Consider the following 16,455-nt stretch of genomic DNA (forward strand, 5'->3'; position numbering starts at 1 on the left):
CTTACATTCCGGAGACATCCATGAGCAACGATCTTATCAAGCACGTCACCGACGCGACCTTTGAGGCCGAAGTACTCAAGGCTGCTGGCCCGGTGCTGGTTGACTACTGGGCTGAATGGTGTGGCCCTTGCAAAATGATCGCTCCAGTCCTGGACGACATTGCGACCACCTACGAAGGCAAGCTGACCATTGCCAAGCTGAACATCGACGACAACCAGGAAACCCCGGCCAAGCACGGCGTGCGTGGTATCCCGACCCTGATGCTGTTCAAGAACGGCAACGTCGAAGCGACCAAAGTAGGCGCGCTGTCGAAGTCTCAGCTGCAAGCTTTCCTCGACGCGAACATCTAAGCGTCGTCAAAAAAGCCCCGCAAATAGCGGGGCTTTTTCGTGAAACAGGGCTAGACGCTCCGAAACTCAGGTGGTACATTCGGCCCCGCACTGGTTTCTCCACTGCCCCCTGCAAGCCGTCGCCGACGCATTCCTTTTCGATTAGTACGCGATCCTGTCGCCTTCTCTGCGGCGCGGCCTCATTAAGCCAAAAGCTTAATTTCCCCCCTCCATAAATGATTACGTCATTCCTATATGAATCTGACTGAACTCAAGCAAAAGCCGATTACCGACCTGCTCCAACTGGCCGAAGAAATGGGCATAGAAAATATGGCCCGTTCGCGCAAGCAGGACGTGATTTTCTCCTTGCTGAAAAAGCACGCGAAAAGCGGCGAGGAAATCTCCGGTGATGGCGTGCTGGAGATTCTCCAGGACGGCTTCGGCTTCCTCCGCTCTGCAGACGCCTCCTATCTTGCCGGCCCAGACGATATCTATGTCTCGCCGAGCCAGATCCGTCGCTTCAACTTGCGCACCGGTGACACCATCGTTGGCAAAATCCGACCTCCGAAGGAAGGCGAGCGTTATTTCGCCCTGCTCAAGGTCGACACGATCAACTTCGATCGTCCCGAGAACGCGAAAAACAAGATTCTCTTCGAGAACCTGACCCCGCTGTTCCCGACCGTGCGCATGAAGATGGAAGCCGGTAACGGTTCCACCGAAGACTTGACCGGTCGTGTGATCGACCTGTGCGCCCCGATCGGCAAAGGCCAGCGCGGCCTGATCGTCGCACCGCCGAAAGCCGGTAAGACCATCATGCTGCAGAACATTGCAGCGAACATCGCACGTAACAACCCTGAAGTTCACCTGATCGTATTGCTGATCGATGAACGTCCGGAAGAAGTGACCGAAATGCAGCGCACCGTGCGCGGCGAAGTGGTTGCCTCGACGTTCGATGAGCCGCCAACCCGCCACGTGCAGGTTGCCGAAATGGTGATCGAGAAGGCCAAGCGCCTGGTCGAACACAAGAAAGACGTGGTGATCCTGCTCGACTCCATCACCCGTCTGGCCCGTGCCTACAACACCGTGATCCCTAGCTCCGGCAAGGTACTGACCGGTGGTGTCGATGCCCACGCCCTGGAGAAACCGAAGCGTTTCTTCGGCGCCGCGCGGAACATCGAAGAAGGCGGCTCGCTGACCATTATCGCCACCGCACTGGTTGAAACCGGTTCGAAGATGGACGAAGTGATCTACGAAGAGTTCAAGGGTACTGGCAACATGGAACTGCCCCTGGACCGTCGCATCGCGGAAAAACGCGTATTCCCGGCCATCAACATCAACCGCTCCGGCACCCGCCGCGAAGAGTTGCTGACCGCCGACGACGAACTGCAGCGCATGTGGATCCTGCGCAAGCTGCTGCACCCGATGGATGAAGTCGCTGCCATCGAGTTCTTGGTCGACAAGTTGAAAACCACCAAGACCAACGACGAGTTCTTCCTGTCGATGAAGCGTAAGTAATACGACGTTTCAGGTCCGAAAGAATGGCGCCCTCAGGGGCGCCATTTTTTTTCGCCTGCTTTTTAAGCGCCGTTGGCACCCAAATGCACCGCGATAAGCTGCCAGCCGCCGTCATAGCAGGTAGGATGTACGCCTATTTTACGGGTGGCATGGTTAATGAAATTCAAGGATCTTCGGGATTTCGTGCAGCAACTTGAGCAGCGCGGAGAGTTGAAACGTATCCAGATGCCGATTTCCCCGGTGCTGGAAATGACTGAGATTTGCGACCGTACCCTGCGTAACAAGGGCCCGGCGCTGCTGTTCGAGAACCCGACCGGCTTTGATATCCCGGTGCTCGGCAACCTGTTCGGTACCCCCGAGCGCGTGGCCTTTGGCATGGGCGCCGAGTCGGTCAGCGAACTGCGCGAGATCGGCAAGCTGCTGGCCTTCCTCAAGGAACCCGAGCCGCCCAAGGGGCTCAAGGATGCCTGGTCGAAGCTGCCGATCTTTCGCAAGATCATTGCCATGGCCCCCAAGGTGGTCAAGGACGCGGTGTGCCAAGAGGTGGTCATCGAGGGCGATGATGTCGACCTTGCCATGCTGCCCGTGCAGACCTGCTGGCCCGGCGATGTCGGCCCGCTGATCACGTGGGGCCTGACCGTCACCAAAGGCCCGAACAAGGACCGCCAGAACCTCGGTATCTACCGCCAGCAAGTGATCGGCCGCAACAAGGTGATCATGCGCTGGCTGAGCCACCGTGGCGGCGCGCTGGATTTTCGCGAGTGGTGCGAGAAACACCCTGGCAAACCATTCCCGGTCTCCGTGGCCCTGGGTGCCGACCCGGCTACCATCCTCGGTGCCGTGACCCCGGTGCCTGACAGCCTGTCCGAATACGCCTTCGCCGGCCTGCTGCGCGGTAACCGCACCGAACTGGTGAAATGCCGTGGCAACGACCTGCAAGTGCCGGCCACCGCCGAGATCATCCTTGAGGGTGTGATTCATCCGGGCGAGATGGCCGATGAAGGCCCCTACGGCGACCACACCGGCTACTACAACGAAGTCGACAGCTTCCCGGTGTTCACCGTCGAGCGCATCACCCATCGGATCAAGCCGATCTACCACAGCACCTACACTGGCCGTCCACCGGATGAGCCGGCGATTCTCGGCGTGGCGCTCAATGAAGTGTTCGTGCCGATCCTGCAGAAGCAGTTCCCGGAGATCACCGACTTCTACCTGCCGCCCGAAGGCTGCTCGTACCGCATGGCCATCGTGACCATGAAAAAGTCGTACCCCGGCCATGCCAAGCGGGTAATGCTCGGTGTGTGGTCGTTTTTGCGACAGTTCATGTACACCAAGTTCGTTATCGTCACCGACGACGACATCAACGCCCGCGACTGGAACGACGTGATCTGGGCCATCACCACGCGCATGGACCCCAAGCGTGACACGGTGATGATCGACAACACGCCGATCGACTACCTCGACTTCGCCTCGCCGGTGTCGGGCCTGGGCTCGAAGATGGGCCTGGACGCTACCCACAAATGGCCGGGTGAAACCACCCGCGAGTGGGGCCGGGTGATCGTCAAGGATGAAGCCGTCACCGCCCGTGTCGATGCGATCTGGAAAGAATTGGGAATAGATTGATGCGTGTAACCCTGCAACCTTCCGGCGCCGTGCTGGAGCTGGTCCCTGGCGAGCGAATCCTCGAAGGCGCGCGCCGCCTGGGCTACGAATGCCCCCAGGCCTGTCGCAATGGCGTTTGCCATGTGTGCGCCGCGCTGCTGGTGGAGGGCCGGGTGCAGCAAGCCGGGGAAGTGCGTGACCATGGTGAGTTCTACACCTGCATTGCCGAGCCGCTGGAAGATTGCGTGGTGTTGTGGGATGGCGTGCTGGCGCCGGGAGAGTTGCCGTTGCGCAAATTGTCGTGCCAATTGAGTGAATGCGTAGAGGTCGGTGGCGATGTGTGGCGTGTGCGCCTGCGCGCGCCGGCCGGCAAGGCGGTGCGTTACCACGCCGGTCAGTACCTGATGATCGAGCGCGAGAACGGCGAGAAGTCGGCATTCTCCCTGGCCTCGGCACCCCATGCGGGGCGCGAGCTGGAGCTGCATGTGCTGGTGCGTGAAGACAGCGCGCGCAGCCTGCTGGAGCAACTGCAGCGCAACCAGATGGCCCGCGTCGAGCTGCCATTTGGCGACACCCACCTGGCCGAGCTGCCGGATGGGCCGCTGGTGTTGATCGCTGCTGGCACCGGCATGGCGCAGATGCACAGCCTGATCGAACATTGCCGCGCGTCCGGCTTCAAGCACCCGGTGCACCTGTACTGGGGCGTGCGTCGCCCGGAAGACTTCTACGAGATCGAGCACTGGGACCAGTGGCTGCAACTGCCCAACCTGTTCCTGCATAAAGTCGTCAGTGACTTGTGCGGCTGGGAAGGGCGCTGCGGGTTGCTGCATGAAGCGGTGTGCGAAGACATCAGCGACCTCAAGTCGGTGCACGTCTACGCCAGCGGCTCACCGGCGATGATCTACGGCACCCTGGACGCACTGGTCGACGCCGGCATGGATGCACACCAGATGCGCGCCGACGTGTTTGCCTACGCCCCACGTCCCTAAGGCCGAGCCCCTTTGTAGGCGCCGGCTTGCCGGCGCTGTCAGCCAACACCGCTGTCGCAGGCAAGCCAGCGCCCACAGTAGACCGTGCCGTGTCAGTGTCAGAACCGTACGCCGGTCGTCACCATTGCCGCATTGAACCCCAGCAACACCAACTCCGCCGCCACCGGCCCGTAATGCGTGCCCACCGACGGAATGATCACCGGCGCCACGCCGAAACGGTTCAACGGTATCTTGTCGCGGTACTTGCCGCGATAACCCTGGATCGCCCCGCCCGTCAGCTTCAAATACACCGGATAGTCGGCCATGTCGTAGCGTTTTCCCGCATACGCATAGTACGAGCGCTGCCGGAACGAGTTGCGAAACGTCGCCCCGCCATACACAAAACCTGAGGCTTCATTGCGCTCCAGGCCGATCAGGTCCTGGTTGTTGTTGTGCTCCGGGTCGGGCGCGAAGTGCCGGGTGTAGACGCTGGTCTGCGCGTACCAGAAGCCTTTGTCGTCTTCAGTCGCTGGCGCTTCGCCCGCCAGGGCAGTGGTGGCTTGGGCCAGGAACAGCAGGCCAGGCAGTCGGAATTTCTTCATGGGTGCGACCTCGATAGTCGGTTTGGTAGGCGGCTAGGTGGGTCGTGACCGGTGCGCCATTTTGACGGCTTGGCGCGCTCCCAGGCTGAACCGGGGCTGAAAGTAGCGAAATTGCCTCACGCAATCCTGACGAATGGACGGGTTTGCTTATGCATTCGCTTATGCTTTAAAGGTATTTAATTTGTTACATAAATATCATTAGGCTATATCGCAACGGACTACCGACTCATTCACAACCACCAACAACTGACCGCCACCGCCCGCCAGCCGGATCGATCGTATGAACCCAGAGCACGAGGTTCTGGGTTTTGAATCCAAGGGGAGCGGTATGGGGAGCTACAAGCAACACGCGCTGTACACGGCGATTTTGTCGGCCAATTTGCTGACCGCCGTGGGTTTCAATCCAGTCTTTGCGGCCGAAACGACCGCCACCGATGCACCCAAGCTCGACACCGTGATCGTCACCGGCACCCGCGCCCAAGAGCGCACCGCCAGTGCGTCGCTGTCGCCTATCGATGTGATTTCTGGCGATACCCTGCGCAGTACCGGCTCCGACGAGTTGGGCGCGGTATTGGCGCGGCTGATTCCATCGATCAACTTCCCACGCCCAAGCCTGGTGGATGGTGCCGAACTGGTGCGCCCTGCGCAGTTGCGCGGCCTGTCGCCGGATCAGGTGCTGGTGCTGGTCAATGGCAAGCGTCGCCACACCAGTGCATTCGTCAACCTTGGCGGGGCGGTGGGTCGTGGCTCTGCCCCGGCGGACTTGAACGCGATTCCGCTGTCGGCGGTGGACCATATCGAAGTGCTGCGCGACGGCGCCTCGGCCCGCTATGGCTCCGATGCGATTGCCGGGGTGATCAACGTGATCCTCAAGCATGCCGACCATGGCGGCTCGATCTCCTCCAAGTTCGGCGAATACAAGAAGGGCGACGGTATCCAGCGTAATGTCAGCGGCAATACCGGCCTGGCGTTGGGCGACAACGGCTTTATCAACCTGTCGGCCGAGGGCGCTGACAATGACTACACCAACCGCGCCGGCGATGATTACCGCCCGGCCAGTATCGGCTCCACTACCTACGGCCAGCGCGTGTTCCGTCAGGGCGAGCCGGCCACCAATGAAGGCAAGTTCCAGTTCAACTCGGAATATGCCTTCAACGATGCGGCCGAGTTCTACACCTTCGGTGGCTACAGCAAGCGGCGCGGCGAGACGGCGGCGTTCTACCGGGCGAGCAACGCTTCCAACAACATCCCGGCGCTCAATCCCAACGGCTACCTGCCGCTGATCAAGGGCAACCTGGAAGACACCTCGCTGGTGGTGGGCCTGCGTGGCTTGCTGGCCTACGACTGGCATTACGACCTGTCGGCCAACTACGGCAAGAATCAGTACGAGCTGAGCACCGAAACCATCAATACCTCCCTGGGTCTGGCCACGCCGCGCAAGTTCGACAACGGCACCCTGAGCAACGACCAGAAGCAAGTCAGCCTGGACCTGTCCCGTGAGTTCGACGTGGGCTTTCTGCCGTACCCGGTTTCCGTGGCCTTTGGCGGCGAATACCTGCACCAGGGCTATGAAATTGAAGCCGGTGAGCCGGCGTCCTACTACCAGACCGGCAGCTCGGGCTTGGGCGGCTTCCGCGATGCCGATGCCGGCACCAGCTCGCGGCACAACTGGGCTCAGTACCTGGACCTGGAAACCAACTTCACCGAGAAACTCAGTGCCTCGGCCGCCGTGCGCCATGAGGACTACAGTGACTTTGGCTCCAACGTCAGTGGCTCATTGTCGGCGCGCTACGACTTCACTCCACAAGTGGCCCTGCGCGGCAGTATCTCCAATGGGTTCCGCGCGCCGTCCCTGGCCCAGCAGAATTTTGCCTACACCTCATCGCAGTTGATCGGCAGCACCATCCAGGAAGCGGGCACCTTCCCGGCCAACAGTCAGGTGGCTCGCTTGCTGGGCGCCGAAGACCTCAAGGCGGAAAAGTCACGCAACTACAGCCTTGGCCTGGTGCTGGAACCTGCCGATGACCTGACCGTGACCGTCGACGTGTACCGCATCGACATCCGTGACCGCATCAGCCTGTCGTCAAACCTCAACCTCAACCCGGCGGCGATTGCCTACCTGCAAGCCAACGGGGTGGGCAACATCAACTACACCAGCGCCCGCTACTTCACCAATGCCACCGATACCAGTACCGATGGCGTCGACCTCGTGGCCAACTATCGCTACCAGTTCGACAACGGCATTCGCTGGAACAGTACCGTGGGCTACAACTACAACCACACCAAGGTCACCGACGTGAAAGCCAACCCGGCGATCCTCGACAGCCTGGGTGTGAACCTGCTGCGGGTGGACCGTCGCGAGAAAAGCGGTTTGCTGGGCGATACCACGCCCGAGCACAAGCTGAGCCTGGGTAACGACTTCACGTTTGGCAATTGGGCGCTGCACAGCAACCTGGTGCGCTATGGTGAATTCACCAGCTACCAGGCAACCAAGGTCAACGACCAGACCTTCAAGGCTGCGTGGGTGTTGGACTTGTCGGCGGACTACAAGTTGAAGAATTGGACCTTCACCCTCGGCGGCGACAACGTCACCGATAAATACCCGGAGAAGGTCAATGCCTTCGCCAGCAGTGGTGGCAATTTGGCCTATAGCACTTTTTCGCCGTACGGTTACAGCGGCGCGTTCTATTACGGTAAAGTTGCCTATAACTGGTAAAGCACAGGAGACCTAAGCGATCCGCCATGACCGTTATTGAATCCGATCTTTTGCAATTGGCTTACCCTCCGCGGCTCGATCTTGGGCCGCAACTCACTCACGAACAGTTGATGAGCTCGATGCAGGCCACCATGGCCCAGCATAAGGGTGGGCCGGTCTGGCTTTTCGCTTATGGTTCGCTGATCTGGCGCCCTGAATGCTCGTCGACCGAGAGGCGGCGGGCACGGGTTCACGGTTATCACCGGGGCCTGTACCTGTGGTCCCACGAGCATCGGGGTACGCCGGAGTTGCCAGGGTTGGTCTTTGGCCTGGATCGCGGTGGCTCTTGCAGCGGGTTCGCCTACCGCTTGCCGGAGGATCAACTGGAGGCCTCGCTTTACGCTTTATGGCAACGCGAGATGCCTTACCCTTCCTACCGGCCACACTGGCTCAGCTGCCGCCTGGAAGATGGCACTACCGTGCAGGCGTTGGGGTTTGTCTTGGAGCGGCACTTGCCCAGCTACGCCGGTAACTTGCCCGACATTGTGCTGAACCATGTGCTGCAAAGCGCTTGCGGGCGTTACGGCACCACTCGCGATTATGTCGAGCAGACCGTCAACGCCCTGCGTAGCCACGCCATGCCAGACAAGAATCTGGAGGCGCGGCTCAAGCGCTGTGCAAAGGATTGCCCAGGCGGTTAACGCGCCGAGCTGACGCTGTTGGTGTGCCACAGCGTTGGGATCAGGAAGGCGATCGCCAGCAGGCACGCACCGATCAGCAGCACGAAACCACCGTCCCAGCCGAAATGGTCCACGGTGTAGCCCATGGCCGCACTGGCCGCCACCGAACCACCCAGGTAACCGAACAGGCCGGTAAAGCCCGCAGCCGTACCCGCAGCTTTCTTCGGTGCCAACTCCAGCGCCTGCAGGCCGATCAGCATCACCGGGCCGTAGATCAGAAAGCCGATGGAGAACAACGCGATCATGTCGATCATTGGGTTGCCTGGCGGGTTGAGCCAGTACACCAGGGTCGCCACGGTCACCAACGCCATGAACACGATGCCGGTCAGGCCACGGTTGCCACGGAAGATCTTGTCCGACATCCAGCCGCACAGCAGCGTGCCCGGGATACCGGCCCACTCATAGAAGAAGTACGCCCACGACGATTTATCCACCGTGAAGTGCTTGGCTTCTTTCAGGTAGGTCGGTGCCCAGTCCAGTACGCCGTAGCGCAGCAGGTAGACAAACACGTTGGCGAAGGCGATGTACCACAGCATTTTGTTGCGCAGCACGTACTTGACGAAGATTTCCTTGGCGCTGAATTCGTCTTCGTGGCTGGCGTCGTAGCCTTCCGGGTAGTCGTTCTTGTACTGCTCGATCGGGGGCAGGCCCACCGATTGCGGGGTGTCGCGCATGGTGATGAAGGCAAACGCCGCCACCAGCAAGGCCACGGTGGCCGGTACGTAGAACGCGGCATGCCAGTCGTTGAACCAGGCCATGCCGAGCAGGAACAGCGGGCCGATCAGGCCGCCGCCGACGTTGTGGGCCACGTTCCACACCGACACCACGCCGCCGCGTTCCTTCTGCGACCACCAGTGCACCATGGTGCGTCCGCTCGGCGGCCAGCCCATGCCCTGGGCCCAGCCGTTGATGAACAGCAAAATGAACATCATGGTCACGCTGGACGTCGCCCAAGGTGCGAAACCGAAAATGAACATCACACCGGCCGAAACCAGCAGGCCGAAGGGCAGGAAGTAGCGGGGGTTGGAGCGGTCGGACACCAGGCCCATGAGGAACTTGGACAGGCCGTAGGCAATCGCGATGGCCGACATTGCCAGGCCCAGTTCGCCACGGGTGTAACCCTCGTCGATCAAGTAGGGCATGGCCAGGGAGAAGTTCTTGCGCAGCAGGTAGTACCCGGCATAACCGAAGAAAATACCGGCGAAGATCTGCCAGCGCAGACGTCGATAGGTGCTGTCTATTTTTTCTTCAGGCAGGGGCGCCTGGTGTGCGGCAGGTCGAAAGAAAGCAAACATTCAAGAGCTCCAAATTTCTTGTTTTGACTGCGGATGCGAATGTTACAGTTTCGTTACCGAAAATAGCATCGCCTCTTATCTGCAAACACAGGAAATGAGCGCTATTGCATGTTCTCTTATGAACATGTCGCGAATAGATAAGTGGTGGTCGTGAATAAACCTGTAAGCGCCGGCTTGCAGGCGATGGCGGTCCTCAGGTTCATTTGTAGCAGCTGGCCCACCGCTATCGCAGGCAAGCCAGCTCCCACAAGGATTGCATTTCAGGTGTGTTATCGGGTTTGGACAACCACTTTACCGACCGCCTTACGCTGCCCCAGGTCGTTGATCGCTTGGGCGGCTTGTTCCAGCGGATACACCTGCGACACCAGTGGCTTGAGCTTGCCTTCACCGTACCACGTGAACAATTGCTGGAAGTTCGCCGCATTGTCCTGCGGCTGGCGCTGGGCGAACGAGCCCCAGAACACGCCGACCACTGCCGCGCCCTTGAGCAACGCCAGGTTTACCGGCAGCTCAGGAATGCGCCCGCTGGCAAACCCCACCACCAGCAGGCGGCCGTTCCAGGCGATGGCGCGAATGGCCTGGTCAAACAGGTCGCCACCCACCGGGTCGTAGATCACATCGGCGCCGTTGCCGTCGGTGAGGCGCTTGATCTCGTCTTTCAGGCTGGCTTCGCTGTAGTTGATCAGCTCATCGGCGCCGGCGGCCTTGGCCACCGCGAGTTTGTCGGCGCTGCTGGCGGCGGCGATCACCCGCGCACCCATGGCCTTGCCGATTTCCACGGCGGCCAGGCCCACGCCACCGGAAGCGCCGAGGACCAGCAGGGTTTCGCCGGGTTGCAGGTGGGCGCGTTGTTTCAGCGCGTGCATGGAGGTGCCGTAGGTCATGCTGAAGGCGGCAGCGGTGTTGAAGTCCATGCTCGGTGGGATTGGCAGCACGTTATAGCCCGGCACCGCGACCTGCTCGGCAAAGCTGCCCCAGCCGGTCAGTGCCATGACCCGGTCACCGACTTTCAAATGGCTGACCTTTTCCCCGACTTCACTGACCACGCCCGCCGCCTCGCCACCCGGCGAGAACGGGAAGGGCGGCTTGAACTGGTACTTGCCCTCGATGATCAGCGTGTCCGGAAAGTTGACCCCGGCAGCATGCACGTCCAGCAGGATTTCGTTCTTCTTGATCGCCGGGCTGGCGATCTCTTCCAGCACCAGGGTTTCGGCGGGGCCGAAGGCTTTGCACAGCACAGCTTTCATCGGACTATTCCTTTTGGCGTCGTGGCCGATAAGTGTAGGAGGGTACGCCCGTGGGTCAACGAGCATGCCCGGGCCTGATAAGCCGCCATAAGCTTGTGCTCTGCCTTGCTAGCGTTATGCTACCCGGCAACCGAATGTGAGGAATGAACTGTGAAAGCGTGGATCCTGTTGATGCTGGCCCTGACGTTGCCGATGGCAGCCCAGGCCGAAGAAGCCAAAGAAGGCGAGGCGCCGAAGGTCAGCTACATCAGCCTGAGCCCGCCGTTCGTGGGCAACTATGGTCTGGACGGCACCGCGAAACTCAAGGTGTTCAAGGCCGACATCGCCCTGCGCGTGACCGGCACCGAGGCGGCAGCACTGGTCAAAGCCAACGATCCATTGATCCGCAACCAGCTGGTGGCACTGTTCACCCAGCAGACCAACGAGGCCATGAGCACCGTTGAAGGCAAGGAAAAACTGCGCCAGGAAGCGTTGAAGCAAACCCAGCAAGTGATGAACGATGAGACCGGCAAGCCGGTGGTGGAAGACCTGTTGTTCAATAACCTGATCATCCAATAAGTCGCTACGCGACTATCGGGGGCAAGCCCCCTCCCACAGTTGGAATGCGATCAAATGTGGGAGGGGGCTTGCCCCCGATGACGGCGGTACAGGCGCCTCAGGACGCCAGGCTCTTCCTGAACCGCGCCAGTGCCACTGCAAAGAACACCAACCCAATCCCCGCCAGCGCCAGCAAGTCCGGCCACACCACGCTCACGCCCGCATCGCGGAACAGAATCGCCGCGCTCAAACTCACAAAGTGCGTCGACGGCGAGCCCTGCATCACCCACTGCAACCACTCGGGCATGCTGTCCAGTGGCGTACTGCCGCCCGAGAGCAGCAGCATCGGGATGATCACCGGGATCGCCAGCAGGCCGAACTGCGGCGTTGAGCGGGCGAGGGTGGCGAGGAAGATGCCCAGCGCGGTGCTGGCAAACAGGTACAGCGCCGTCACCAACAGAAACAAACTCAGCGACCCGGCCAGTGGCACGCCGAGCAAACCCTTGACCACCACTTCCAGCGACAGCCAAGTGCACAGCACCACCACCAGCATGTTGCTCCAGATTTTCGCCAGCATGATCTCCAGCGCAGTCAGCGGCAGCACCAGCAAGTGGTCGAGGGTGCCGTGCTCGCGTTCACGCAGCAGTGCGGTGCCGGTGAGGATAATGGCGAGGATCGTGATGTTGTTGACGATCTGGATCACCGCCAGAAACCAGCCGCCTTCCAGGTTGGTGTTGAACAGCGCCCGAGTGGTGAGCAGTGCGGGCGCCTGGCTGGCGACATCGGCTTGTCCGCTGTAGGTCAGCAGTTCGCGCTGGAAAATCCGCCCGATGTAGCCCGCGCCCATGAACGCCTGGCTCATCGCCGTGGCATCCACATTCACCTGCACGCCCGGCTGGCGCCCTGCCAGCAGGTCGGCCTGGAAATTCGCCGGCACATTGATTACGAAGGTGTATTTGCCGCTGTCCATGACCTTGTCCAATTGGTCGTACGCCAGCGGTGCCGGGGGCTGGAACTCCGGCGGCTGCAGCGCCTCTGCCATCTGGCGCGACAGCGAACTGTGGTCTTCATCGACAAACGCAACGCTGGCGTTGTGCACGCCGATCACCGAGCCGGCGGCGGGCATATAGATGGCGACGGTGAAGGCGTAGAACAGAAACAGCAGCAACACGCTGTCATGGCGCAGACTGGTCAGTTCCTTGATCCCCAGGCGCAGGATATGCGCGAACTTATGCATCAGGCCTCCTGCTTCTTGAGCATGATCAGGCTCAGCCCGGTAAACCCGACAAAGAAGCCGAACAGCGCCAGGCATTGCGGCCACAACTGGCGCAGGTCCAGGGCCTTGGTGAAGGTGCCCACGGCAATATCCAGGAAGTGACCGGCCGGAAACAGCATGCCCATCAACGCCGCTGCGCCTTCAAGGGACGAGCGCGGCACGATCAGTCCGGAGAACTGAATGGTCGGCAGGCTGGTGATGATCATGGTGCCGAGGATCGCCGCGATCTGCGTACGGGTGAACGCCGAAATCAGCAGGCCCATGCTGGTGGTCGCCAGCACATACAGCAGGCCGCCGAACGCCAGCGTGAGAATGCTGCCCTTGAAGGGCACACCGAATAGCCAGCGGTTCATCGCCACCAGTACTGCCAGGTTGACCAGGCTCACGGCCAGGTAGGGCGCCTGTTTGCCGAGCAAGAACTCCAGGCGGGTCAGCGGTGTGGCGTAGAAATTGGTGATCGAGCCCAGTTCCTTCTCGCGCACGATGCCCAGGGCGGTGAGCATCGCCGGGATAAACGCCAGGATCAGCGCCATCACCCCGGGGCCGATGGCGTTCACGCTGACTACGTCTTGGTTGTAGCGAAAGCGTGTTTCCAGTCTGGCGGCCGCCGGGTTGCCGCGGGGTAGGCTGCTCAGCTCGGCCAGTTGTGCCAGGTTGCCCTGATGCACGGCCTCGACATAGTTGCGGCTGGTTTCCGCACGAAATGGCATGCCGCCATCGAGCCACGCAGCCACTGTGGGTTGGCGCCCGGCGTACAGATCACGGCCAAAACCGGGCGGGATCTCCAGGGCCAATTTGATTTCCGAACGTTGCAGGCGCCGGTGCAGTTCATTCGAGTCCTGGATGGGCGACTGCTCGGCGAAATAGCGGGAGCTGCGAAAGGCCTCCAGGTAGGCGCGGCTTTGGGGTGTCTGGTCTTGGTCGTAGACCGCGAAGGCGAGGTTTTCCACATCCAGGGAAATGCCGTAGCCGAAAATCACCATCATGAACATCGCACCCAGCAGCGCGAAGGCCATGCGGACTTTGTCGCGCAGCAACTCCTTGCTTTCACGGCTGGCCACGGCCAACAGGCGAGCGGGGCTGAAACCGCGTTTGCTCACAGGCGCCGCGCTGGCTTCGCTGACGGTGTTGGCGGGTGCGGTGGGTTCGGCTTCGCCCTGGGCCTGCTCCAGGCAAGTGACGAACGCCGCTTCCAGGGTGTCGCCGTGGAACTGCCGCTGCAGCGCGTCCGGCGTATCGCAGGCGAGCACCTTGCCCGCGTGCATCAGGGAAATGCGGTCGCAGCGCTGGGCCTCGTTCATAAAGTGCGTGGACAGGAAAATTGTCACACCTTGTTCGCGGGACAGCTCGATCAGCAATCGCCAGAAGTCATCCCGCGCGGCCGGGTCGACGCCCGACGTAGGTTCGTCGAGGATCAGCACTTCCGGGCGATGCAGCACCGCCACCGCCAATGACAAACGCTGACGCAAGCCGAGCGGCAGCTCGCCGGACGGTTGTTCGGCCACGTCACCGAGGTCGAAACGCTGGATCAGCTCATCAATGCGCGGACCGCTGTCGGCCTTGGGTAAGTCGAACAATTGCGCATGCAGCACCAGGTTCTGGCGCACGCTGAGTTCGCCATACAACGAGAAGCTTTGCGACATGAAGCCCACGCGCTTACGGGTGGCCAGGTCCTTGGCATTCACCGGGTTGCCCAACAGCTTCGCACTGCCTTCCGTGGCCGGCATCAGCCCGGTGAGCACCTTCATGGTGGTGGTCTTGCCGCAGCCGTTGGAGCCGAGGAAGCCGAAGATCTCGCCTCGGCCAATGGCGAAGCTGACCTTGTTCACCGCCGTGAAATCGCCAAACCGCAGGGTCAGGTCATGGGCTTCGATGGCGATATCAGTGGTGGCGCTTTCTCGGGGCGGGATCACCAGCGGTTGGTTGTCGTGGGCGCTGTCGCCCTGGAAGTGGGTAAACGCCTCGTCTAATTTGCCGCTGGAGGTCGCGCCCGCCAGGTCACTGCTCAAGCCGTCCGCGATCAGCTTGCCGCGATCGAGCATCAGGCAGTGTTCGAACTGCTCGGCTTCTTCCATGTAGGCCGTGGCCACCAGCAGCGTCAGTTGCGGGCGCTCGCTGCGTACGCTGTCGACCAGTTCCCAGAAACGCCGGCGTGACAGCGGGTCAACGCCGGTGGTGGGTTCGTCGAGGATCAACAGGTCCGGGTCGTGGATCAGCGCACAGCACAGGCCAAGCTTCTGCTTCATCCCCCCGGACAGCTTGCCGGCCGGGCGATCGGCAAAACGTGCGAGGTCGGTGGCCAGCAACAGGTTGTGCATGCGCTGGTCGCAATCGGCTTTTGACAGGCCGAACAGGGTGGCAAAGAAACGGATGTTTTCGCTGATGGACAGCTCGGGGTACAGGTTGCCGCCCAACCCCTGGGGCATAAAGGCAATGCGCGGGTACAGGCTGTTGCGGTGGCGGCGGTCATCGATGGCGCCGCCGAGCACCTGCAACTGGCCGTCCTGGAGCTTTTTGACCCCGGCGATCAAACCCAACAGGCTCGACTTGCCCGCGCCATCCGGGCCAATCAAGCCGCAGCGTGTACCGGCCGGCAAGCTGAAGGCGATGTCGACCAGGGCCTGCTGCTTACCGTAGCGGTGGTTGATCCCCGTGGCCTGCAGCGCCAGGGCGGTCATTGCAGGTTGGCCGGCCAGTCAATGTCAGCCGTGCGCACATAGCCCGCGCCGGGCATGCCGGGCTTGGCCTGGGGCACGGCGCTGGGTTGGGTCAGGCGCAGTTTGACGCGGAACACCAGTTTCTGGCGTTCGTCGCGGGTTTCCACTTCCTTGGGCGTGAACTGGGATTTGGCCGCGACAAAGCTGATCTTGGCCGGCAGTGGCTGGTCGGGCAGGGCGTCGAGCAGGATGCGCGCATCGCTGCCGACGGTCAGGCGGCCGGTGACGGAGGCCGGCAGGTAGAGGTTCATGTATTGATCATTGGGATCGATCAACAGCAGTACACGGCCGCCCGCGCCCAGCACTTCACCCGGCTCGGCCAGGCGTAGCTGGATAATGCCGTCGATGGGCGCGCGCAGGCTGCTGTCATCGATCTCGCTGGTGAGCTGGGCCACTTGGGCCTCGGCGGCGCCGATGGCGGCCTTCACGGAGTTGACCTGGGCTTGCGCGGCAATCACAGCGGCATTGCCGGTATTTTGCCGTGCCTGCTGCTGATCAATCAGTTGGCTGCTGGCAAAGCCACGCTTGTACAGCTCCTGGGTGCGCTTGAGTTCCTGGTTGGCCAACAGTTGTTCGCTCTGGCGCAGTTGCACGTTGGCTTCGGCGGCGGCGAAGTTTTCCTTGGCGCGCAGCACTTCGGCTTCGGCCTGGGCGCGCTGGGCTTCGAGGGTGCGGGTGTCCATGCGTGCGAGCAGTTGGCCCTTGAGCACCTTGTCGCCTTCGTCCACGCGCACGTCGGCCAGGCGCCCGGGGATCTTGGCGGCGATCTGCACTTCGGTGGATTCCAGGCGGCCATTACCCATGCTCAGGCCTTCGGGCAGGCGGTCCTGAGTGGAACGCCAGTAACCGAAGCCACCGGCACCCAGCAACAGGGCAATGAGTGCGATGGCGAAAAGGCGGGAGGTGTGGTGATTCGTTGACATGGCTGCTTC

Annotated in this window: 13 protein-coding genes; 7 read left to right on the top strand and 6 right to left on the bottom strand. The window is 61.3% G+C overall.

Features of this window, described 5'->3' with window-relative positions; genetic code table 11:
- The first annotated feature begins 20 nt into the window (after positions 1-20).
- The 4 genes from trxA to CWC48_RS11785 all read left to right on the top strand — a co-directional run bounded on the left by trxA (position 21) and on the right by CWC48_RS11785 (position 4,435).
- Positions 21-350 carry a thioredoxin TrxA gene (gene trxA / locus CWC48_RS11770; protein WP_015886460.1) on the top strand — a complete coding sequence of 110 codons (330 nt, stop codon included), beginning with the start codon at positions 21-23 and terminating at the stop codon, positions 348-350.
- Positions 351-584: 234 nt separating this feature from the next.
- Positions 585-1,844, top strand: coding sequence for a transcription termination factor Rho (rho, locus tag CWC48_RS11775; protein ID WP_016973082.1), 1,260 nt, complete (start codon positions 585-587; stop codon positions 1,842-1,844).
- A gap of 156 nt (positions 1,845-2,000) precedes the next feature.
- A complete protein-coding gene (gene ubiD / locus CWC48_RS11780; RefSeq protein WP_003176824.1) occupies positions 2,001-3,467 on the top strand; it encodes a 4-hydroxy-3-polyprenylbenzoate decarboxylase in 1,467 nt (488 codons plus the stop codon).
- Entirely contained in the window at positions 3,467-4,435 is a 969-nt protein-coding gene (locus tag CWC48_RS11785; RefSeq protein WP_078050655.1) for a CDP-6-deoxy-delta-3,4-glucoseen reductase, read from the top strand. The genes ubiD and CWC48_RS11785 overlap by 1 nt, the downstream gene beginning before the upstream one ends.
- Before the next feature lie 98 nt (positions 4,436-4,533).
- Here CWC48_RS11785 and CWC48_RS11790 read toward each other — a convergent pair whose 3' ends face one another.
- A complete protein-coding gene (locus CWC48_RS11790; RefSeq protein ID WP_078050654.1) occupies positions 4,534-5,016 on the bottom strand; it encodes a sn-glycerol-3-phosphate transporter in 483 nt (160 codons plus the stop codon).
- Between the two features lie 328 nt (positions 5,017-5,344).
- On the opposite strand from CWC48_RS11790, the gene CWC48_RS11795 reads away from it, so the two are divergent.
- Both CWC48_RS11795 and CWC48_RS11800 read left to right on the top strand, forming a co-directional pair.
- Entirely contained in the window at positions 5,345-7,732 is a 2,388-nt protein-coding gene (locus CWC48_RS11795; protein ID WP_100492517.1) for a TonB-dependent siderophore receptor, read from the top strand.
- Between the two features lie 26 nt (positions 7,733-7,758).
- Positions 7,759-8,412, top strand: coding sequence for a gamma-glutamylcyclotransferase (locus tag CWC48_RS11800; RefSeq protein ID WP_099493183.1), 654 nt, complete (start codon positions 7,759-7,761; stop codon positions 8,410-8,412).
- Here the strand turns inward: CWC48_RS11800 and glpT are convergent.
- Positions 8,409-9,746, bottom strand: a complete 1,338-nt coding sequence (gene glpT, locus CWC48_RS11805; RefSeq protein WP_025857408.1) for a glycerol-3-phosphate transporter — start codon at positions 9,744-9,746, stop codon at positions 8,409-8,411. The two genes, CWC48_RS11800 and glpT, sit on opposite strands and share 4 nt — an antisense overlap.
- A 269-nt stretch (positions 9,747-10,015) precedes the next feature.
- On the bottom strand, positions 10,016-10,993 hold the full coding sequence (locus CWC48_RS11810) for an NADPH:quinone oxidoreductase family protein (protein WP_099493182.1): 978 nt from the start codon (positions 10,991-10,993) through the stop codon (positions 10,016-10,018).
- 150 nt (positions 10,994-11,143) lie between these two features.
- Between CWC48_RS11810 and CWC48_RS11815 the strand changes: the two genes are divergently transcribed.
- Entirely contained in the window at positions 11,144-11,551 is a 408-nt protein-coding gene (locus CWC48_RS11815) for a flagellar basal body-associated protein FliL (protein ID WP_015886451.1), read from the top strand.
- Positions 11,552-11,648: 97 nt separating this feature from the next.
- On the opposite strand, the gene CWC48_RS11820 is transcribed toward CWC48_RS11815, so the two are convergent.
- The 3 genes from CWC48_RS11820 to CWC48_RS11830 are packed head-to-tail and all read right to left on the bottom strand — an operon-like array spanning position 11,649 to position 16,446.
- Positions 11,649-12,767 carry an ABC transporter permease gene (locus CWC48_RS11820; protein ID WP_078050651.1) on the bottom strand — a complete coding sequence of 373 codons (1,119 nt, stop codon included), beginning with the start codon at positions 12,765-12,767 and terminating at the stop codon, positions 11,649-11,651.
- Complete coding sequence (gene rbbA / locus CWC48_RS11825) at positions 12,767-15,484, bottom strand: ribosome-associated ATPase/putative transporter RbbA (protein ID WP_100491907.1); 2,718 nt, start codon at positions 15,482-15,484, stop codon at positions 12,767-12,769. The genes CWC48_RS11820 and rbbA overlap by 1 nt, the downstream gene beginning before the upstream one ends.
- Positions 15,481-16,446 (bottom strand): HlyD family secretion protein, encoded by a 966-nt coding sequence (locus CWC48_RS11830; protein ID WP_078050649.1) that lies wholly within the window; start codon positions 16,444-16,446, stop codon positions 15,481-15,483. Before CWC48_RS11830 ends, rbbA begins: the two co-directional genes overlap by 4 nt.
- Positions 16,447-16,455: the final 9 nt, after the last annotated feature.

It is taken from the genome of Pseudomonas sp. S10E 269, assembly GCF_002798465.1.
Classification (GTDB): Bacteria; Pseudomonadota; Gammaproteobacteria; order Pseudomonadales; family Pseudomonadaceae; genus Aquipseudomonas; species Aquipseudomonas pergaminensis.

What these genes read in the sequence shown, in the direction of transcription:
- CWC48_RS11785 (WP_078050655.1), top strand. Translation starts at nt 3,467, where the DNA reads ATGCGTGTAACCCTGCAACCTTCCGGCGCCGTGCTGGAGCTGGTCCCT.
- trxA (WP_015886460.1), top strand. Translation starts at nt 21, where the DNA reads ATGAGCAACGATCTTATCAAGCACGTCACCGACGCGACCTTTGAGGCC.
- CWC48_RS11820 (WP_078050651.1), bottom strand. Translation starts at nt 12,767, where the DNA reads ATGCATAAGTTCGCGCATATCCTGCGCCTGGGGATCAAGGAACTGACC.
- glpT (WP_025857408.1), bottom strand. Translation starts at nt 9,746, where the DNA reads ATGTTTGCTTTCTTTCGACCTGCCGCACACCAGGCGCCCCTGCCTGAA.
- CWC48_RS11810 (WP_099493182.1), bottom strand. Translation starts at nt 10,993, where the DNA reads ATGAAAGCTGTGCTGTGCAAAGCCTTCGGCCCCGCCGAAACCCTGGTG.
- rbbA (WP_100491907.1), bottom strand. Translation starts at nt 15,484, where the DNA reads ATGACCGCCCTGGCGCTGCAGGCCACGGGGATCAACCACCGCTACGGT.
- ubiD (WP_003176824.1), top strand. Translation starts at nt 2,001, where the DNA reads ATGAAATTCAAGGATCTTCGGGATTTCGTGCAGCAACTTGAGCAGCGC.
- CWC48_RS11830 (WP_078050649.1), bottom strand. Translation starts at nt 16,446, where the DNA reads ATGTCAACGAATCACCACACCTCCCGCCTTTTCGCCATCGCACTCATT.
- CWC48_RS11795 (WP_100492517.1), top strand. Translation starts at nt 5,345, where the DNA reads ATGGGGAGCTACAAGCAACACGCGCTGTACACGGCGATTTTGTCGGCC.
- rho (WP_016973082.1), top strand. Translation starts at nt 585, where the DNA reads ATGAATCTGACTGAACTCAAGCAAAAGCCGATTACCGACCTGCTCCAA.
- CWC48_RS11790 (WP_078050654.1), bottom strand. Translation starts at nt 5,016, where the DNA reads ATGAAGAAATTCCGACTGCCTGGCCTGCTGTTCCTGGCCCAAGCCACC.
- CWC48_RS11800 (WP_099493183.1), top strand. Translation starts at nt 7,759, where the DNA reads ATGACCGTTATTGAATCCGATCTTTTGCAATTGGCTTACCCTCCGCGG.